The following is a 16,693-nucleotide window of genomic DNA, read 5'->3' on the forward strand; positions in this document are numbered from 1 at the left end:
CGAGAGTATAGCAGCGCCTCCCCCCGGAAACGACGCCGCAGGGAACAGCCGACGCCGATTTTGTGATCTACTGTAGATCATCAAGAGACACAGGGGTGTGGGGGGTCGGGACCACACTGCCGCGGAGCCAGGGAGATGCTTATGGCCGAGACCACCGAGACCCTAGAGGACCGTCTTTCGCGGATACACCGTGCGCTCGGGGATGGACATCTCGATGCCGTGGATGCCGTGCTGGCCGACCTGGAGCCCGCCGAGATCGCCCTGCTGCTGGAGTCGCTGCCTCCCGCCGCGCGTATCCGCCTGTGGCAGCGGGTACCGGGCGAGGTCGACGGCGAGGTGCTGTTGCATGTGCACGACGAGGTGCGCAGCACCCTGCTCGAGTACATGGATCACGAGGAGATCGTGGCCGCCGCCGCCGGCATGGATACCGCCGACCTGGCGGATATCTTCGAGGACCTGCCCCAGCAGGTGGCCGAGGACATGCTGCGCTCCATGGACGCCCTGCAGCGCGAGCGCCTGGAGGAGACCCTCTCCTTCGAGGAGGACAGCGCCGGCCGCCTGATGCGCACCGACACCATCACGGTGCGCAGCGACGTCAGCCTGGAGACGGTGTGTCGCTTCCTGCGCTGGAAGGAGTCGATCCCGGACAACACTCACCTGCTCATGGTGGTCGACCGCGACGGCCTCTTCCAAGGCACCCTGCCGGTGGCCCGGCTGATCAGCCATCCCCCGGAGATGGCGGTGGCCGACCTGATGGACCACGAGGTGGACAGCATCCGCGTCGACATGAAGTCCCGCGACGTGGCCACCCTGTTCCAGACCCACGACCTGGTCTCGGCGCCGGTGGTGGACGAGTCGGGCCTGCTGCTCGGGCGTATCGTCATCGACGACATCGTCGATGTCATCCGCGAGGACTCCGAGCAGGCGCTGATGAACATGGCCGGCCTCGACGAGGAGGAGGACCTGTTCGCCCCGGTGCTGCCCAGCGCCAAGCGGCGCGCCGTGTGGCTGGGCATCAACCTGATCACCGCCTTCCTGGCCGCCTGGGTGATCGGCCGCTTCGAGGATGCTCTGGACCAGATCGTGGCCCTGGCAGTGCTGATGCCCATCGTCGCCAGCATGGGCGGCATCGCCGGCAGCCAGACCTTGACCCTGGCGATACGCGGCCTGGCCCTGAGCCAGATCAGCAGCACCAATAGCGCCTGGCTGCTGCGCAAGGAGGTCGGCATCGCCATTCTCAACGGCGTGCTGTGGGCCCTGATCGTGGCGGTACTGGCTCTGCTGTGGTTCAAGAGCCTCTCCATCGGCGTCATCATCGGTGCCGCCCTGGTGATCAACATGCTGGCGGCGGGCATCGCCGGCATCATCATCCCCCTGCTGCTCAAGCGGGCGGGCATCGACCCGGCGCTGTCGGGCTCGGTGATTCTCACCACCGTCACCGACGTGGTGGGCTTCATGTCCTTCCTGGGCCTGGCCACCTACTTCCTGCTCTGATCCACCCCCCCACCCCGCTCGCCACCGCAACGAGAAACCCCGCCGATCGGCGGGGTTTCTCGTTGCGGTGGGTGACAATCGCTCAGGAGTCGCGACTGCTCTCGGCCAGGTCGACCAGCTCGCGCACGGCCACGGCGAAGAGGGGGAAGCCGCCCTGGCCACCGCTGCCCACCTGCTCGAGCAGGCGGCGCCAACGCGCATGCATGGCATCATGGCGCTCCAGCCACTCGGCGACCCGCGCCTCCGCGTCGCTGGCCCCCCCCTCCATCTGCAACACGCTGACCGTCAGCGCCAGTTGCTGGCGGTCGATGTCGTCACGGAAGGTCTCACGGGCCTGGGATTGCCAGCTGTCGCGCACCTCCAGCTCGTTGATCCGGCGGATCATCCACGGCAGCTCCAGGCGGTTGCCGACCTCGTAGAAGACCTCGGCCACCCGCTCCGGCGCCACATCCGCCTGGCGCGCGGCCTGGATGATGCCCAGCCCGGCATAGAGGCTGCCGGCCGCCGCCACGCTGACCGCCAGCGGCTCGGGCACGCCGGCCTCCATCCATTCATCACGCTGCGCCTCCCAGGCGGCTCGCTCCTCGCCGCTGAGGCGCTCGCCGATACCCTCGCGGATCGCCGCCAGGCGCGGGGCGAAGTAGTCGATGCACTGGGCAGTATCAGCGCCGGCGCGGCCGCGCAGGAACCAGCGAGTGGCGCGCCGGATCAGCCGCATCAGGTCGAGCATCATGGCGTACTGCACCGCGCTCGGCACCCGATTGTCCAGCGCCTCGATCTGTGACCAGGTCTCGCCCAGCCCGAACACCTCCCGGGCAATGACATAGGCGCGGGCGATCTCGGCTCGGCCGGCCCCGGTGGAATCGATCAGGCGCCGCACGAAGACGATACCCATGTGATCGACCAGGTCGTTGGCCACCTGGGTGGCAACGATCTCGCGCTTGAGGCGATGCTCGTACATCTCGTCGCGGTAACGCTCCACCAGCACCCGCGGGAAGATACGCTCCACATGACACACGATCACCGGGTCGTCGGGCACGTCGGAGACGATCAGGTCACCCTTGAGTACGCTCTTGGCATAGGAGATCAGCATCGCCAGCTCCGGCAGCAGCATGCCCGGCTGGTTGGCGGCACGCTCCTGGAGCTCATCATCCGCGGGCAGGAACTCCAGCTCGCGGTCGAGCTGGCCGGCAGCCTCCAGTTCGCTGATGAAGCGCCGGAAGGGGCCGACCCCCTGCTTCGAGAGCAGCTCCGCCAGGTCGAGCGCCTGGGTCTGGCGGTAATTGTCGAGCAGCACCAGGTCGCGGACCTCACCGGTCATCTCGGCGAGCAGCCGGTTGCGCTGCTTGTCGGTCATGTCGCCACGCTTGACCACCTCATCGATGAGGATCTTGATGTTGACCTCATGGTCGGAGCAGTTCACCCCGCCGGCGTTATCGATGAAGTCGGTATTGACGCGCACGCCACGGGCGGCGGCCTCCATGCGGCCACGCTGGGTCAGGCCGAGGTTGCCGCCTTCGCCCACCACCCGGCAGTTGAGCTCGCGGCCGTCGATGCGCAGGCCATCGTTGGCCTTGTCGCCTACCTGGGCATCGCTCTCTTCGCTGCCCTTGACGTAGGTGCCGATGCCGCCGTTCCAGATCAGGTCCACCTCGGACTTGAGCATGGTGCTGATCAGTTCGTTGGGTGACAGCTTGTCCGCGCGGATGCCGAAGCGCCGCTTCATCTGGGCCGATACCGGGATCGACTTGGCACTGCGCTTGAATACCCCGCCACCCTCGGAGATCAGCGTGGCATCGAAGTCTTCCCAGCTGGAGCGCGGCATCTCGAACAGGCGCTTGCGCTCGGCGAACGTGGCCGCAGCATCGGGCTCTGGGTCGACGAAGATATGCAGGTGGTTGAAGGCCCCCACCAGGCGAATCCGGTCGGAGAGCAGCATGCCATTGCCGAAGACATCACCCCCCATGTCACCGATGCCCACCACGCTGAACTCGTCCTCCTGGGTGTTCACCCCCAGGCCACGGAAGTGGCGCTTGACCGACTCCCAGGCCCCCTTGGCGGTGATGCCCATCTTCTTGTGGTCGTAGCCGTTGGCACCGCCCGAGGCGAAGGCGTCGCCCAGCCAGTGGTCATACTCGGCGGAGATCTCGTTGGCGATATCGGAGAAGGTCGCGGTGCCCTTGTCGGCGGCCACCACCAGGTAGGCGTCATCCTCGTCGTGGCGCACCACGTCGCGCGGGGGGACCACCTCGCCGCCCTTGAGGTTGTCGGTCACGTCGAGCAGGGCGCGGATGAAGGTCTTGTAGCACTCGACCCCCTCACGCTGAAATGCCTCGCGATCGCCCTCGGGTAGCCGCTTGCAGACGAAGCCGCCCTTGGCGCCCACCGGCACGATCACCGAGTTCTTGACCTGCTGCGCCTTGACCAGGCCCAGTACCTCGGTGCGGAAGTCCTCGTGGCGGTCGGACCAGCGCAGCCCTCCCCGGGCCACCTTGCCACCGCGCAGGTGTACGCCCTCGATCCGCGGCGAACAGACGAAGATCTCGAAGGCCGGGCGTGGCTTGGGCATGCCGGTGACCCTGGAGGGTTCCAGCTTGAAGGCGATGTAGTCCTTGACGCTACCGTCCTCACGACGCTGATAGTAGTTGGTGCGCAGGGTCGCCAGGATCAGCTCCATATAGCGGCGCAGCAGCTGGTCGTCGTTGAGGCTGGCCACGTCATCCAGCAGCCGCTGGATGCGCTCCACGCAGGCCTCCACCTCGCCCTCGGCGGGACGCTCGGCGGGGTCGAAGCGCAGCTCGAACAGCGTCACCAGCTCGCGCGTGATCTCCGGATGGCTGGCCAGGGTATTGGCCATGTAGTCCTGGGAGACCCCGAAGCGGATCTGCTTGAGGTAGCGGGCGTAGGCGCGCAGCATCGCCACCTCGCGCCAGTCGAGGTTGGCGCCGATGATCAGGCGGTTGAAGGCGTCGTTGTCCGCCTCGCCGGCCCAGATGCGCTGGAAGGCCTCGATGAAGGGGCCGCGCATCTCCTGGAGATTGACCTCGGTGCTGGTGTGGTGCTCGAGATAGAAGTCGTGGATCCAGTAGCTGGCATCGGTGGCGTTGATCTCGTAGGGACGCTCGCCGAGCACCCTCAGCCCGAGGTTCTCCATCATCGGCAGCACGTCGGAGAGCGGAATCGACGAGTCACGGTGGAACAGCTTGAGGTTGACCCCGCTGCCCTCCTCCTCTACCAGCCGGTAGAGCAACAGCGACAGCGCATCACCGTCATCCAGCTCGCCGATATGGTGCAGGTCATAGACGGCGGTGCGAGCGCTGAAGTCATCGCGGTAGCTGGCCGGGAAGGCATCTCGGAAGCGGTCCATCAGGCGGTTGGCTTGCTCCTCGCCGAAGCCTTCGACACAGGCGGCCTGGAGGTCGTCACGCCAGTTGCGTGCCAGCTTGGCCAGCTTGGCCTCGAGACGCTTGAGGTCATACTCGACCGGGCGCTCCCCCTTGAAGCGCAGGATGAACTGGATGCGCGCCAACACCGACTCCGAGAGGTAGGTGTTGAAGTCACCGAAGCTGGCGTCGAGCTCCTCGCAGAGCATCTCCTGGATGCGCAGGCGCAGCTCGGTGGAGAAGACGTCCCGCGGCACGAAGGCCAGGCAGGAGTAAAAGCGTCCCGGGTGATCCTCGCGCACGAAGAGGCGCACACGGCGGCGCTCGCGGATGCTGAGAATGCCCAGCGCGGTCTGCGCCAGCTCCTGGGTATCGATCTGGAAGAGGTCGTCACGGGGGTAGACCTCGAGGGCCTGCAGAAGCTGCTTGCCGTTGTGCCCCTTGGGATTGAAGCCGGCGATCTCCATCACCGACTTGAGCTTGCGGCGCAGGATCGGCACGTTGCGCGGCGACTCGTTGTAGACGGTGGCGGTAAACAGCCCCAGGAAGCGATGCTCGCCGATCAGCTGCCCACGCTCGTCATAGCGGTCGATGGAGATATAGTCGGGATAGGTGGGGCGGTGAACCCGAGCGTGGTGGGCACTCTTGGAGAAGCTCAGGAGCTCAGGCACCAGCACGTAATGGCCATCCTCGACGCCAAGTTCGGTGCGGATACGCTCCCGGTAGCGGGGCTGATCGAGGCGGAACACCCCGAGTTCGCTGCCCTTGACCTTGTCGAGCGTTTCCTTGCCGCCCTTCTTCTTCACCGCATAGGCGTCATACCCCAGGAAGGTGAAGTTGTCCTGACGCATCCACTCGATGAAGGTGATCGCCTCGGCATGGTCGTCCGGGTTGGTCTGCGGCGGACAGCCGGCACGCAGCTCCTGGAGGGCCTCCTCGACCTTGGCGCACATGGGGTCGAAGTCGGCCACCGCGGTACGCACATCGACCAGTACCTCCTCGAGGCTGGCCTGCATCTCCTGCAGCACCTCGACATCGGAGCAGCGGTCGATCTCGATAACGATCAACGACTCGCGCTGGGCCGGGGCGGTGGCATCCTTCGGCGAGGTCAGCTGCTGCAGGCGATGGCCACGGCCCCGCTCGGTAGCCAGAACGGCATTGTGGATGGCGTGCACGGTGATGCCGCGCCGGTTGAGCTCGATACGCACCGAGTCGACCAGGAACGGCATGTCCTCGTGCAGCACCGCCACGAAGGTGTGGGGCGACTGCCAGCCGTGCTCCTCGAAGTCCGGATTGAAGACCCGCACCTTGGGGTCGCTCGGATCGAACTGCTGCAGGAAGTGCCACACCGAGAGGGTGGCACCGTAGACGTCGTCGAGCCGACGATTCTCCAGGTCATCCAGCGGCACGGCGGCATAGAAGTAGTCGGCGAAGGCGCCGACAGCCTCCGCCTTGGCGGCGTCCAGCTTGGCGCTCAGCCTCTCATGAAGCTGCTTGAGCAGATCTTGTCTGGCTTCGTCATTCGCAACGTGCTGCATCCATCACCTCGGCTACCGGCGGCCGCTGCTGCGACCGGAAGTGTTCGACACGGCCCCGGCGGGACCCTGTCGCCAGCTTACGCGACTCCCGAAGCACGACCCAGCCACTTGACGATCTGCTCATGGAGCATGTTGGTTGCGCATCGCCACTCGCGGGAAAGGCGCCGTCACTCGCATCGCTCGAGCAGGACGCCGCACTCGCAGTGGTGGGTCCAGGGAAACTGGTCGAACAGCGCGAAGCGGGTGATCCGGTGGGTCGCGGTCAGCCGCTCCAGATTGTTCGCCAATGTCTCCGGGTTGCATGAAATATAGACGATACGCGAATAGTCACTCAGTTGGCGGCAGCTGGCCTCGTCGAGACCGGCGCGCGGCGGGTCCACCAGCACGGTGGTGAAGTCATAGGCGTCCAGGGCCCACTCGGCCACCCGGCGCCCGCTCTTCTCGCCCTTGAGCGCCGCGGCGAACTCCTCGGCGGACATGCGCCCCACGGTGACGTTGTCGATGTGGTTGGCAGCCAGGTTCTCCCGGGCGCTGGCCACCGAGGTGCGCGAAATCTCGGTGGCCAGCACACGACGGAAGTTCTCGGCCAGGGCCACGGTGAAGTTGCCGTTGCCGCAGTAGAGCTCCACCAGATCGCCGTCCTGGCTACCCCGGGTGACCTCCCGCGCCCAGGTCAGCATGGAGCGGCAGATCTCGGCGTTGGGCTGGGTGAAGCTGTTCTCCACCTGCTGATAGACGAACTCGCGCCCCTCCACCTCGAGACGCTCCCAGACATGATCCCGCTCGAGCACCCGGCGCTGCTTGCGGGCACGGCCGATGATCATCGCCCCGAGGTGCTCCTGCAGGCGGCGGGCCTCGGCCTCCCAGGCCTCATCCAGCGGACGGTGGTAGACCAGGGTGACCAGCGCCTCGCCGGCGAGGGTGGTCAGGAATTCGACCTGGAAGAGCCGGCGACGCAGCAGGTCGTTGTCGCGGATGGCATCGAGCAGCGCCGGCATCAGCGCGTTGATGCGACGGCTGGCCACCGGAAAGTGGTCCAGGCGGATCACCGTCTTCTTCTTTTTCTTCGGGTCCGCGGGGTCCCCCTCGGACTCGTGTATTTCAAACATGGCGTAGAAGAGCTCATCCCCCTCGTGCCAGATCCGAAACTCGCAGCGCTGGCGATAGTGGCTGGGGGGCGAGGGATAAACCTCCAGGGCAGGCGGGGCGAAGCGCGCGAAGTCGCGGCGGATACGCTCGGCCTTGGCCTCGAGTTGCTGGTCATAGCGGTCGGGGTCGACGACGGGAATGGCCAAGAAGCCTCCAGGAGTTCCAGTGAACGGTAGTAGGGTGTAGAAAGCGGGGCTCGGTCGTTCAGTCCAGGCTCAGCGGCTGCGGACGGGCGAAGCCGAACCGCGCCAGGGCCCTGGCCAGCACTGCGTCGGGGGCGGTGGCAAGGCTAGCCCCGGGGCCCGTCGAGGTAGCCACGCCGGCCACCACCTGAGCCGTGCGCCGGGCGATGGCGTCGCTGGAGTCCACCCAGGCCACCTCGCGGGGAGCGGCGGTCGCCAGTGCGTCGCGCAGCAGCGGGAAGTGAGTGCAGCCGAGTACCACGGTGTCGAGTGCGGGGTCCTTCCACAGTGGCGCCAGGGCCGCCTCGATCACGGCAACATCGGGCGGCTCGCCGGCCAGCTGTCGTTCCGCCTCGCGCACCAGGGAATCCGCCGCGACCCGCCGTACCGTGCAGTGCGCGGCGAAGGCCTCGATCAGACGCAGCGTATAGGGGCGCGCCACCGTGGCGCTGGTGGCCAACAGGCCAATATGGCCACTGCGGCTGAGGGCGGCGGCGGGCTTGATCGCCGGCACCGTGCCCACCACCGGGACCCGCAGCCGCTCGCGCAAGGCGTCCAGGGCCAGCGTGCTCGCGGTATTGCAGGCCACCACCAGCGCCACGCAGCCGCTGGTGCGCACGGCGGCCTCGCACACCGCGAGGATACGCCGCACCAGCCAGGCATCCTCACGTCGCCCGTAGGGCAGCATGGCATTGTCGCAGGCATAGGCCAGGGCCGCCCGAGGCAGCCGCTCGCGCAGGGCCGCCACCACCGAGAGGCCGCCCACACCGGAGTCGAAGACCAGGATCGGACCCGCCATCAGCCTGCCTCCCGGCGCCTCGAGGACGGGGCGGGAAGGCAGGATGTTGACGGGGCTAGAAGGATCGGAGGGAGCATGACGAGACGCTGGCCGCTGAGATAGCCGCCCATTCTACCCCACACTTGGCGGCAAGCCGAGGCCCGCACCCGGCGTCTGGCCGGAGGCGCTCAGGTCACCGGCTCGGGGGCATCGCGCAGCTCGGCATAGAGTTCGGGGTAGGCCTCCTGCAGCCGTTCGAGCTGCGCCTGGGCACCCTCGGGCAGCGCTGCCGCCAGGGCCTTGAGGTCCTCTTCATTGAAGTTCTCGCGAATCAGCGGAAACAGCAGCTCGCGCTCGTCGCGCAGGTAAGCGCGGTGGCTGTCCAGGTAGGCCCTGAGGTCCTCGGCGAAATGATCCATGGGCACCACGGCATCCATCAGGATCATGTCGAGGTCGTTGGACAGGCGCTTGAGCCGGACCTGCAGCGCCCGATAGTCCTGTGACAGACGCTCGGTCACCTCGGCGCTGGAGGGGTCCAGCTCCGTGAGTCGCTCCGTGCAAACCTTCTCGAGCGGCTGGGTGAAGCCTTCCTGATAGTCGAGGATGTAGTCGACAACCTCGCGGACCAGTTGGAAATTGGGACGCTCGCCGTCGGCCAGGGTCTTCTGCTTGAGCTGCAGAACGTGCAACATGCGCGCCATATTGGCATGATCCTGACGCAGCTGAGTCAGCATGGGCATGTCGGGCCCTCCTGTATGGTACATGGGAGAAGGCACTCTCCATTGGATGCGCCATCCGGGACAGGGTTCACCGTGAAGCCCATTCGGCCCCTCGACGCCCCCCCACTCTAGCAGCCCGGCCACCGGCCTGCCGCTTTTCGATCAACGCAAGGAGTCGCCCTTGGATCTCTTCGCAAGCGACCGTGACGACGACGCCCCGCTCGCCTGGCGCATGCGGCCGCGCCGGCTGGACGACTATGTGGGACAACAGGCGCTGGTCGGCCCCGGCAAGCCACTGCGGCGCATGGTCGAGAGCGGCGTGGTGCGCTCGATGATCCTGTGGGGGCCGCCGGGCACCGGCAAGACCACCCTGGCCGAGATCCTGGCCGCCGAGTCCGGCGCTCACCTCGAGCACCTCTCCGCGGTGATGGCCGGCGTCAAGGAGATCCGTGCCGCCGTGGAGCGCGCCAGGGCCCAGCAGTCCCTAGGGATGGCGACCCTGCTGTTCCTCGACGAGATCCATCGCCTCAACAAGAGCCAGCAGGACGCCCTGCTGCCCCATGTGGAATCAGGCCTGCTGACCCTGATCGGCGCCACCACCGAGAACCCCTCCTTCGAGGTCAACTCGGCACTGCTCTCCCGTGCCCGGGTGCATGTGCTGACATCGCTCTCCGAGGAGGAGCTGGTGGAGGTGCTGCAACGTGCGCTGGCCGACGCGGCGCGCGGCCTGGGTGCGCGGCATATCCGGGCCGAGGCGGAGGTGCTTGGGGTGCTGGCCCGGGCCGCCGCCGGCGATGCGCGCCGCGCCCTGGGGCTGCTGGAGAGCGCCTGTGACTTCGCCGATGCCAGCCCCGAGGGCGGCGAGACGCTGCGCCGGGAAGCCCTGGAGGCGGTGCTGGGCCACCAGACCAGCGCCTTCGACAAGCAGGGCGACCACTTCTATGACCTGCTGTCGGCGATCCACAAGTCGGTGCGCTCCTCGCGCCCGGACGCCGCCCTGCTCTACATGGCCCGCTTCCTCCAGGGCGGAGGCGATCCACTGGATGTGATTCGGCGCCTGACCGCCATCGCCTCCGAAGACGTGGGCAATGCCGACCCCCGCGCCCTGCCCCTGGTGATCGCCGCCTGGGACGCCTACCTGCGCCTGGGTGACTACGAGGGACAGCGCGCCATCGCCCACGCCGCCATCCACCTGGCGGTGGCTCCCAAGAGCAACGCCGTCGACCAGGCCTGGCATCAGGCCAAGGCCTTCGCGGCCGGCCAGCCACAACTAGAGGTGCCGACCTACCTGCGCAATGCCCCCACCAAGCTGATGGAATCGCTGGGCCACGGCCAGGGCTACCGCTATGCGCATCACGAGCCTCATGGCTACCCCGCCGGCAGCGGCCACGACTGCTGGCCGGAGGCGCTTCCGCGCGAAAGGTTCTACCGCCCCACCGAGTTCGGTCAGGAGAAGCGCTACGGCCAGCTGATGGCCTGGCGCGAGCAGCTCGACGCCGAGGCGGATGAGGGCGAGACATAGCGACAAGCGGCCAAGCAGAATAGCGTTGCCGCAAGAAAGAACCCCTGCCGGAACGGGAATCCGACAGGGGCTCTCACTCATTGCCTCAACGCCTACCCCACGCCGCCGACCTGCTCGGCGCTTGCAGCCTGGCGCTTTAGTAGGTCTCGCGAATCACGTCGGTGCCATCCGGGATCACAAGGTCGAAGCGCGCCTCCTCGATATCCTGGTTCATCTGCACGTCGTGGAAGGCGATGGCCGTGCGCTGGCCGGTGCTGTCGAGCATCTCCAGGCCGACCAGGCGTTCGCCGCGGAAGGTCATCTCCAGCGCCTCGAAGAGGGTGTCGGGGTCCTTCGGCAGCAGGCTGAAGCGCTCGGCGCTGCCCTGCTGGCTGCGCGTGACATCGAAGCTCTCGACCAGCTCATCGGCGCTGCCGGAGAGCAGCAGGGCCGGCGTATGCGTCACGCGCTGATCCAGCGCCTGCACCGTTGCCTGTTCAAGGTCAGGGTCGTAGAGCACGACCTCCTCGCCATCGGAGACCACCAGCTGCTGATAGGGCGCATCCACCTCCCAGCGGAATTTTCCGGGCCGCGACAGCCACATGCTGCCGTGCGCCGCCTGCAACCGCTCACCGCTGGCATCGAGTATCTGCTGCTCGAAGGTGGCCTCGTATGTCTGCATCGGTTCCAGTATGCGACTGAGGCGCTCCGCACCTTCGCTCGCCAGGGCCGATAGCGGCATGGCGAGGCCAACGACGAGGGTGGCGAGTGTCTTCTTCACTGTCATGTCTGTCTCCCTGGACGGTGCCGATGGAATCCTGTCACTCGGACCCCGCATGCGCCGGCGGGTTGCGTCTCCAGCGGCGCGTTCATGATAGCTGCATGGTCGGAGGCCGATGTCGCCAGACGGCGACATCGACTAACCGCCGGCCGGCGGCGGCGCCAGCACCTCGCGGGCGCCATTGGAGCCCATGGTGGAGACCACCCCGGCCATCTCCATCGCCTCCACCAGGCGTGCGGCTCGGTTGTAGCCGATCTTGAAGCGGCGCTGTACCGCCGAGATGGAGGCGCGCCGCGACTCGGTGACGAAGGCCACCGCCTCGTCATAGAGCGCATCCTGCTCGGCGTCGTCACCATCCACCCCCTCGGCTTCCAGCCCGGTGAGGGCCTCGGCGGAGACACCGCCGGAGAGGATCTCCTCGATATATTCGGGCTCGCCGCGACGCTTCCAGTCCTCCACGACCCGGTGTACCTCATCGTCGTCGACGAAGGCACCATGGACCCGGGACGGCATGCCGGAACCCGCGGGTAGATACAGCATGTCGCCGTGGCCCAGCAGGTTCTCGGCGCCCCCCTGATCGAGGATGGTGCGCGAGTCGATCCGCGAGGAGACCTGGAAGGCCATGCGGGTGGGAATGTTGGCCTTGATCAGGCCGGTCACCACGTCCACCGAGGGACGCTGGGTGGCGAGTATCAGGTGGATGCCGGCGGCGCGGGCCTTCTGGGCCAGGCGGGCGATCAGCTCCTCGACTTTCTTGCCGACGATCATGAACATGTCGGCAAACTCGTCGATCACCACCACGATGTAGGGCAGCTTCTCGAGCACCGGCGGGGTCTGGTGCATCTCCCAGGGCTGCGGCTCCCACAGCGGGTCGGCCACCTGGGCGCCGGCCCGCTCGGCCTCGTCGAGCTTGGCGTTGAAGCCGGCGATATTGCGCACCCCCATGGCCGCCATCAGCTTGTAGCGCCGCTCCATCTCGGCCACGCACCAGCGCAGAGCGTTGGCGGCCTCCTTCATGTCGGTGACCACCGGCGCCAACAGGTGCGGGATGCCGTCGTAGACGGAGAGCTCGAGCATCTTGGGGTCGACCATGATCAATCGCAGCTCGTCGGGCGTGGCCTTGAGCAGCATGGAGATCAGCATGGCGTTGACCCCCACCGACTTGCCCGAGCCGGTGGTACCGGCGACCAGCAGATGGGGCATCTTGCCGAGGTTGGCCACCACCGGGCCACCACCGATGTCCTGGCCCAGCGCTAGGGTCAGCGCCGAGGCCTCCTGCTGGTAGCGGTCCGAGTCGATCACCTCGCGCAGGCGAATCATCGCCCGATGCGGATTGGGGATCTCGATACCCACCGTGGGTCGCCCCGGAATCACCTCCACCACGCGCACGCTCTTGACCATCAGCGAGCGCGCCAGGTCCTTGGCCAGGTTGCTGATCTTGGAGACCTTCACACCCGCGGCGGGCTTGATCTCGAAGCGCGTGATCACCGGGCCCGGCCAGGTGTCCACCACCTCGGCCTTGACCCCGTACTCGCGCAGCCTCACCTCGAGGAGCTCGGCCATCTCGGCCAGCTGATCGACGGAGTAGTTCTGCTTCTGGGGTTCCGGTGGAGTGAGCAGGCGCAGGCTGGGCAGGTCGCCATCGGGCTCGGGCAGATCATCCAGCACCGGGCGCTGGCTCTGCAGGTGCTCCACGGTCCACAGCCGCATGCCCTCCTCCTCGGCGGCCTCCCTGGCCTGATCGGCGGTGGCCAGATGGGGCGTATCCGGATCATCGGCATCGAGCGGCGGCTCGGGCTCGGGGGTTTGCAACTGCGCGATGGGGGCGGGTGTCGGCATCACCGGCGCCGCGTCCTCTTCGGCCTCCTCGGCCACCGCCGGCTCATCCCAGCTGAGCCTCGGCTCATCAGCGTCCGTGCCGTCATCATCGAGGTGATCGCTGCCCAGGGCCGGCTCGCGGCGCTGGTGACTGCCCGACTCCGGCCGCTGGCTCGAAGCCGCCGAGGAGACGGACTCGGCGGGCGGTTGCTCGTCCACCCGGTTGCGGTCGACCAGCGGGGCCTCCTCCTCGCGGCTGGCCCTCAGGGCCGGTCCGTGCCAGGCCGTCGCCGGCTCATCATCATCGGGCAGCATGGGCTCGGGAACACTCTCCGGCGCCCGCCCCTGCGACTCCTGCTCGCTCTCGGGAGTCCGGGCAGCGAAAGGTCCCGCGGCGGCAATGCCCGCGGAGATACCGGCGGCCGAGCCTGCGCCGTCAGTCGCACCACGCTGCGCAGGGATAGCGGAGGCGGATGCTGCCGACGGTGCAGCAGGAGCAGGCGCCACAGGCGCAGAAGACGCAACAGGCGCAGAAGACGCAGCAGGCGCAGAAGACGCAGCAGGCGCGGATTCACGCGCTGCATAAGCGGCGCCGGGCTGCTTGGCCGACGGTGTCCGCTCGGGCACTTCCCAGGGAATCTCGGTATTGCCGTCATCGCCGAAACCGGGCTCACGACGCGGCGCGGGGGCAGCCGTCGGCTCGGGCTGTCCGGCGTGCCGCCCTGGCAGCAGGCACTGCCACCAGCGCGCTCGCACAGCGACGTCTTCCGACGCCGCCGGATCCGCGCCGCTCGCCGAGGCGGCGGCGTCACCGGCCACCTCGCCCTCGGCAAGCGGCGCGGCCGCCTGGCGGGTGAAGGCGAAGCGACTCGCCACCCAGCCCCACAGGCGCAGCGCACCGCGGCCCAGCTCATCCATCACGCTGAACCAGGAGATCCCACTGAACAGGGGGGAGCCACAGAGCAGGGCCGCCAACGCCAGCAGACCGCTGCCGCCCACGCCCACCATGGGCAGCAGGGCCCCTACCAGGCCTTCGCCGAGAATGCCGCCCGTGGAGTAGGGCAAGGGACCTTCCGGGTGATAGAAGTACAGCGCACCGAGGGTGGTAGTCCCCAGCAGCAGCAGGATCAGTCCGCCGCCACGCACCGCCAGCGCCGTGGCATCCCAGACCAGCCGTACCTGCCGGGAGCGCAGCAGCCGCCAGGCGGCAAAGCCCAGCATGCCCGGCCACCACAGGGCACTGACGCCGAACAGCGAATAAAGGACATCGGCCAGCCAGGCGCCCACCGGCCCCATCCAGTTGGCCACCTCGGTCTCGGGGCCACTGCGCGACCAGCCGGGGTCGGCCCCCTCATAGCTGAACAGGGCCAGCAGCAGGAACACGCAGGCCGCCAGCAGCACGATCACCACACCCTCGCGCGCCGCACCCTGCAGCTTCACCCCGAAGCGTTTTGCCGATTCCCTGGCGTTGGTCGCTCGATCTCGCCGCGATGCGGTCTGCTTGTCGACACTCAACTGGTCATCTCCCTTGCGCCACGCCTGGCGCCTTGCGAATGCGTGGCGCCAATCATACCCGAGCGAAGGCACCGCATCACAGTCGCCACGCCTTGAGCGATGGGGCCGCGGACGGCACACTGCTTCCTCTCCCTCAAGGATGCCGACGCGATGCTGCCCTGGCTGCCCCCCTCACCCGTGCATTCCCCCCCCGTGAGCGAGGCACTGCGCGATCCCGGTGGCCTGTTGGCGGCCGGCGGAACACTCGCCCCCGAGTGGCTGCTGGCCGCCTACCGGCGGGGCATCTTTCCCTGGTTCAGCGACAACCAGCCGATCCTGTGGTGGAGCCCGGATCCGCGCATGGTGCTGTTCCCGGACGAGATCCGGATACGCCGCAGCCTGGCCAAGCGCCTGCGTAACGGCGGCTTCACGGTCACCGCCAATCGCGCCTTCGAGGCCGTGATGGCGGCCTGTGCGGCGCCCCGTGCAGAGCAGCCGGGCACCTGGATCGGCGACGAGATGCGTGCCGCCTACGCGCGCCTGCACACCATCGGCGCGGCCCATTCGGTCGAGGTCTGGCGGGGCGGCGCCCTGGTCGGCGGACTCTACGGCGTCGCCCTGGGGCCGGTGTTCTTCGGCGAGTCGATGTTCTCGCGGGTTGCCGACGCCTCCAAGATCGCCCTGGTGCGGCTGGCCGGTGCGATGTCCGCGGGCGGCGGCCAGCTGATCGACTGCCAGATGCATACCCGCCACCTGGCCAGCCTGGGCGCCCGGGATATCGCCCGACAAAGGTTCATCGACTATCTTGAAGAGTGGCTGGGCAGCCCCGCTGGCGATCCCTCATCGGGCGATCTGTGGGTACCCGCCTGCTGGTCCTTCGCGCCCCTCGCCGGGCCTGCCAGCCATTCCGACTGACCGCCCAGAGCCAGGGAGAGCCACCGTGAGCAGCAACACCCCCCGCCAGCCGACCCGGGACCTGCGTTTCTTTCTCACCGTGCCCCACGCCTGCAGCTACCTGGAGGGGCGTGAAGCGACCACGCTGTTCCTGGACCCCCAGGAGTCCCCCGGCCAAGGGGTCTATGATGCCCTGGCCCTGCTTGGCTTCCGACGCAGCGGCCGACACCTCTATCGTCCCCACTGCGAAGGCTGCAGTGCCTGTATCTCGGTGCGCATCCCGGTGGCGGAGTTCTCGCCCAGCCGCACGCAACGGCGCCTGCTGCGGCGCAACGCCGACCTCACCCTCCACCTGCGACCGGCGATCTTCGACCCCGAACACTACGCCCTCTACGCGCATTACATCCGCACCCGCCATGCCGACGGCGACATGTATCCGCCGAGCCACGAGCAGTATCGCACCTTCCTGACCCTCGACCAGCCCTATGCCCGGCTGCTCGAACTCCGCCTGGAGGGTCGCCTGGTGGCGGTGGCGGCCTTCGACCAGCTCGAGCACGGCATCTCGGCGATCTACACCTTCTTCGCCCCCGAGCAGAGCCTGGAGCGACGCTCCCTGGGCACCTATGCGGTCCTCTGCCTTATCGACCTGGCGCGGCGTCGCGAGCTGCCCCATGTCTACCTGGGCTACTGGATCCGCGAATGCCGCAAGATGGCCTACAAGCAGGCCTTCCAGCCACTCGAGCGCCTGGAGGGTCGCCACTGGCGGCGGCTGATACCCGCATGACTGCAACCGCATGGCTATCGCAGATGGCGACACCGCTCAAGGCTTCTCCGGCGACAGGCCTTCGAGGGGGCGCTGTAAATACCTCCCTGTACGCTACCTCGGCCGTCCCTGGTCCTCGGACCCCCTCTCCGACCTGTCCCCGGCGCCTTTCGCTATCGCAGCATAGCTAACTGCGACT

The 16,693-nt window shown here is 67.7% G+C and carries 10 protein-coding genes; 4 read left to right on the plus strand and 6 right to left on the minus strand.

The window, feature by feature from the left end; genetic code table 11:
- The first annotated feature begins 141 nt into the window (after positions 1–141).
- Positions 142–1,494, plus strand: coding sequence for a magnesium transporter (mgtE, locus tag NFH66_RS11220; RefSeq protein ID WP_349610381.1), 1,353 nt, complete (start codon positions 142–144; stop codon positions 1,492–1,494).
- Between the two features lie 82 nt (positions 1,495–1,576).
- Here the strand turns inward: mgtE and NFH66_RS11225 are convergent, their stop codons facing one another.
- The 4 genes from NFH66_RS11225 to NFH66_RS11240 all read right to left on the minus strand — a co-directional run bounded on the left by NFH66_RS11225 (position 1,577) and on the right by NFH66_RS11240 (position 9,258).
- A complete protein-coding gene (locus NFH66_RS11225; protein WP_349610382.1) occupies positions 1,577–6,415 on the minus strand; it encodes an NAD-glutamate dehydrogenase in 4,839 nt (1,612 codons plus the stop codon).
- 167 nt (positions 6,416–6,582) lie between these two features.
- A complete protein-coding gene (trmA, locus tag NFH66_RS11230) occupies positions 6,583–7,710 on the minus strand; it encodes a tRNA (uridine(54)-C5)-methyltransferase TrmA (protein WP_349610383.1) in 1,128 nt (375 codons plus the stop codon).
- A 58-nt stretch (positions 7,711–7,768) separates the two neighbouring features.
- Positions 7,769–8,545 carry a glutamate racemase gene (murI, locus tag NFH66_RS11235; protein ID WP_349610384.1) on the minus strand — a complete coding sequence of 259 codons (777 nt, stop codon included), beginning with the start codon at positions 8,543–8,545 and terminating at the stop codon, positions 7,769–7,771.
- Between the two features lie 167 nt (positions 8,546–8,712).
- Positions 8,713–9,258, minus strand: coding sequence for a hemerythrin domain-containing protein (locus tag NFH66_RS11240; RefSeq protein WP_349611721.1), 546 nt, complete (start codon positions 9,256–9,258; stop codon positions 8,713–8,715).
- A gap of 166 nt (positions 9,259–9,424) precedes the next feature.
- Between NFH66_RS11240 and NFH66_RS11245 the strand changes: the two genes are divergently transcribed.
- Positions 9,425–10,765, plus strand: coding sequence for a replication-associated recombination protein A (locus NFH66_RS11245; protein WP_349610385.1), 1,341 nt, complete (start codon positions 9,425–9,427; stop codon positions 10,763–10,765).
- A gap of 136 nt (positions 10,766–10,901) precedes the next feature.
- Here the strand turns inward: NFH66_RS11245 and lolA are convergent, their stop codons facing one another.
- Positions 10,902–11,531 (minus strand): outer membrane lipoprotein periplasmic chaperone LolA, encoded by a 630-nt coding sequence (gene lolA, locus NFH66_RS11250; protein WP_349610386.1) that lies wholly within the window; start codon positions 11,529–11,531, stop codon positions 10,902–10,904.
- Between the two features lie 132 nt (positions 11,532–11,663).
- Entirely contained in the window at positions 11,664–14,858 is a 3,195-nt protein-coding gene (locus tag NFH66_RS11255; protein ID WP_349610387.1) for a DNA translocase FtsK 4TM domain-containing protein, read from the minus strand.
- Positions 14,859–15,008: 150 nt separating this feature from the next.
- Here NFH66_RS11255 and aat point away from each other — a divergent pair, with 150 nt between their 5' ends.
- Together aat and NFH66_RS11265 are read left to right on the plus strand one after the other, a co-directional pair.
- On the plus strand, positions 15,009–15,752 hold the full coding sequence (gene aat, locus NFH66_RS11260) for a leucyl/phenylalanyl-tRNA--protein transferase (RefSeq protein ID WP_349610388.1): 744 nt from the start codon (positions 15,009–15,011) through the stop codon (positions 15,750–15,752).
- A gap of 25 nt (positions 15,753–15,777) precedes the next feature.
- Entirely contained in the window at positions 15,778–16,515 is a 738-nt protein-coding gene (locus NFH66_RS11265) for an arginyltransferase (RefSeq protein ID WP_349610389.1), read from the plus strand.
- The last annotated feature ends 178 nt before the right edge of the window (positions 16,516–16,693 follow it).

Source organism: Halomonas sp. H10-9-1 (assembly GCF_040147005.1).
In the GTDB taxonomy this organism is placed as follows: Bacteria; Pseudomonadota; Gammaproteobacteria; order Pseudomonadales; family Halomonadaceae; genus Halomonas.

Coding starts and splice junctions, on each gene's coding strand:
- lolA (WP_349610386.1), bottom strand. CDS start 11,531: ATGACAGTGAAGAAGACACTCGCCACCCTCGTCGTTGGCCTCGCCATG.
- aat (WP_349610388.1), top strand. CDS start 15,009: ATGCTGCCCTGGCTGCCCCCCTCACCCGTGCATTCCCCCCCCGTGAGC.
- mgtE (WP_349610381.1), top strand. CDS start 142: ATGGCCGAGACCACCGAGACCCTAGAGGACCGTCTTTCGCGGATACAC.
- NFH66_RS11225 (WP_349610382.1), bottom strand. CDS start 6,415: ATGCAGCACGTTGCGAATGACGAAGCCAGACAAGATCTGCTCAAGCAG.
- murI (WP_349610384.1), bottom strand. CDS start 8,545: ATGGCGGGTCCGATCCTGGTCTTCGACTCCGGTGTGGGCGGCCTCTCG.
- NFH66_RS11240 (WP_349611721.1), bottom strand. CDS start 9,258: ATGCTGACTCAGCTGCGTCAGGATCATGCCAATATGGCGCGCATGTTG.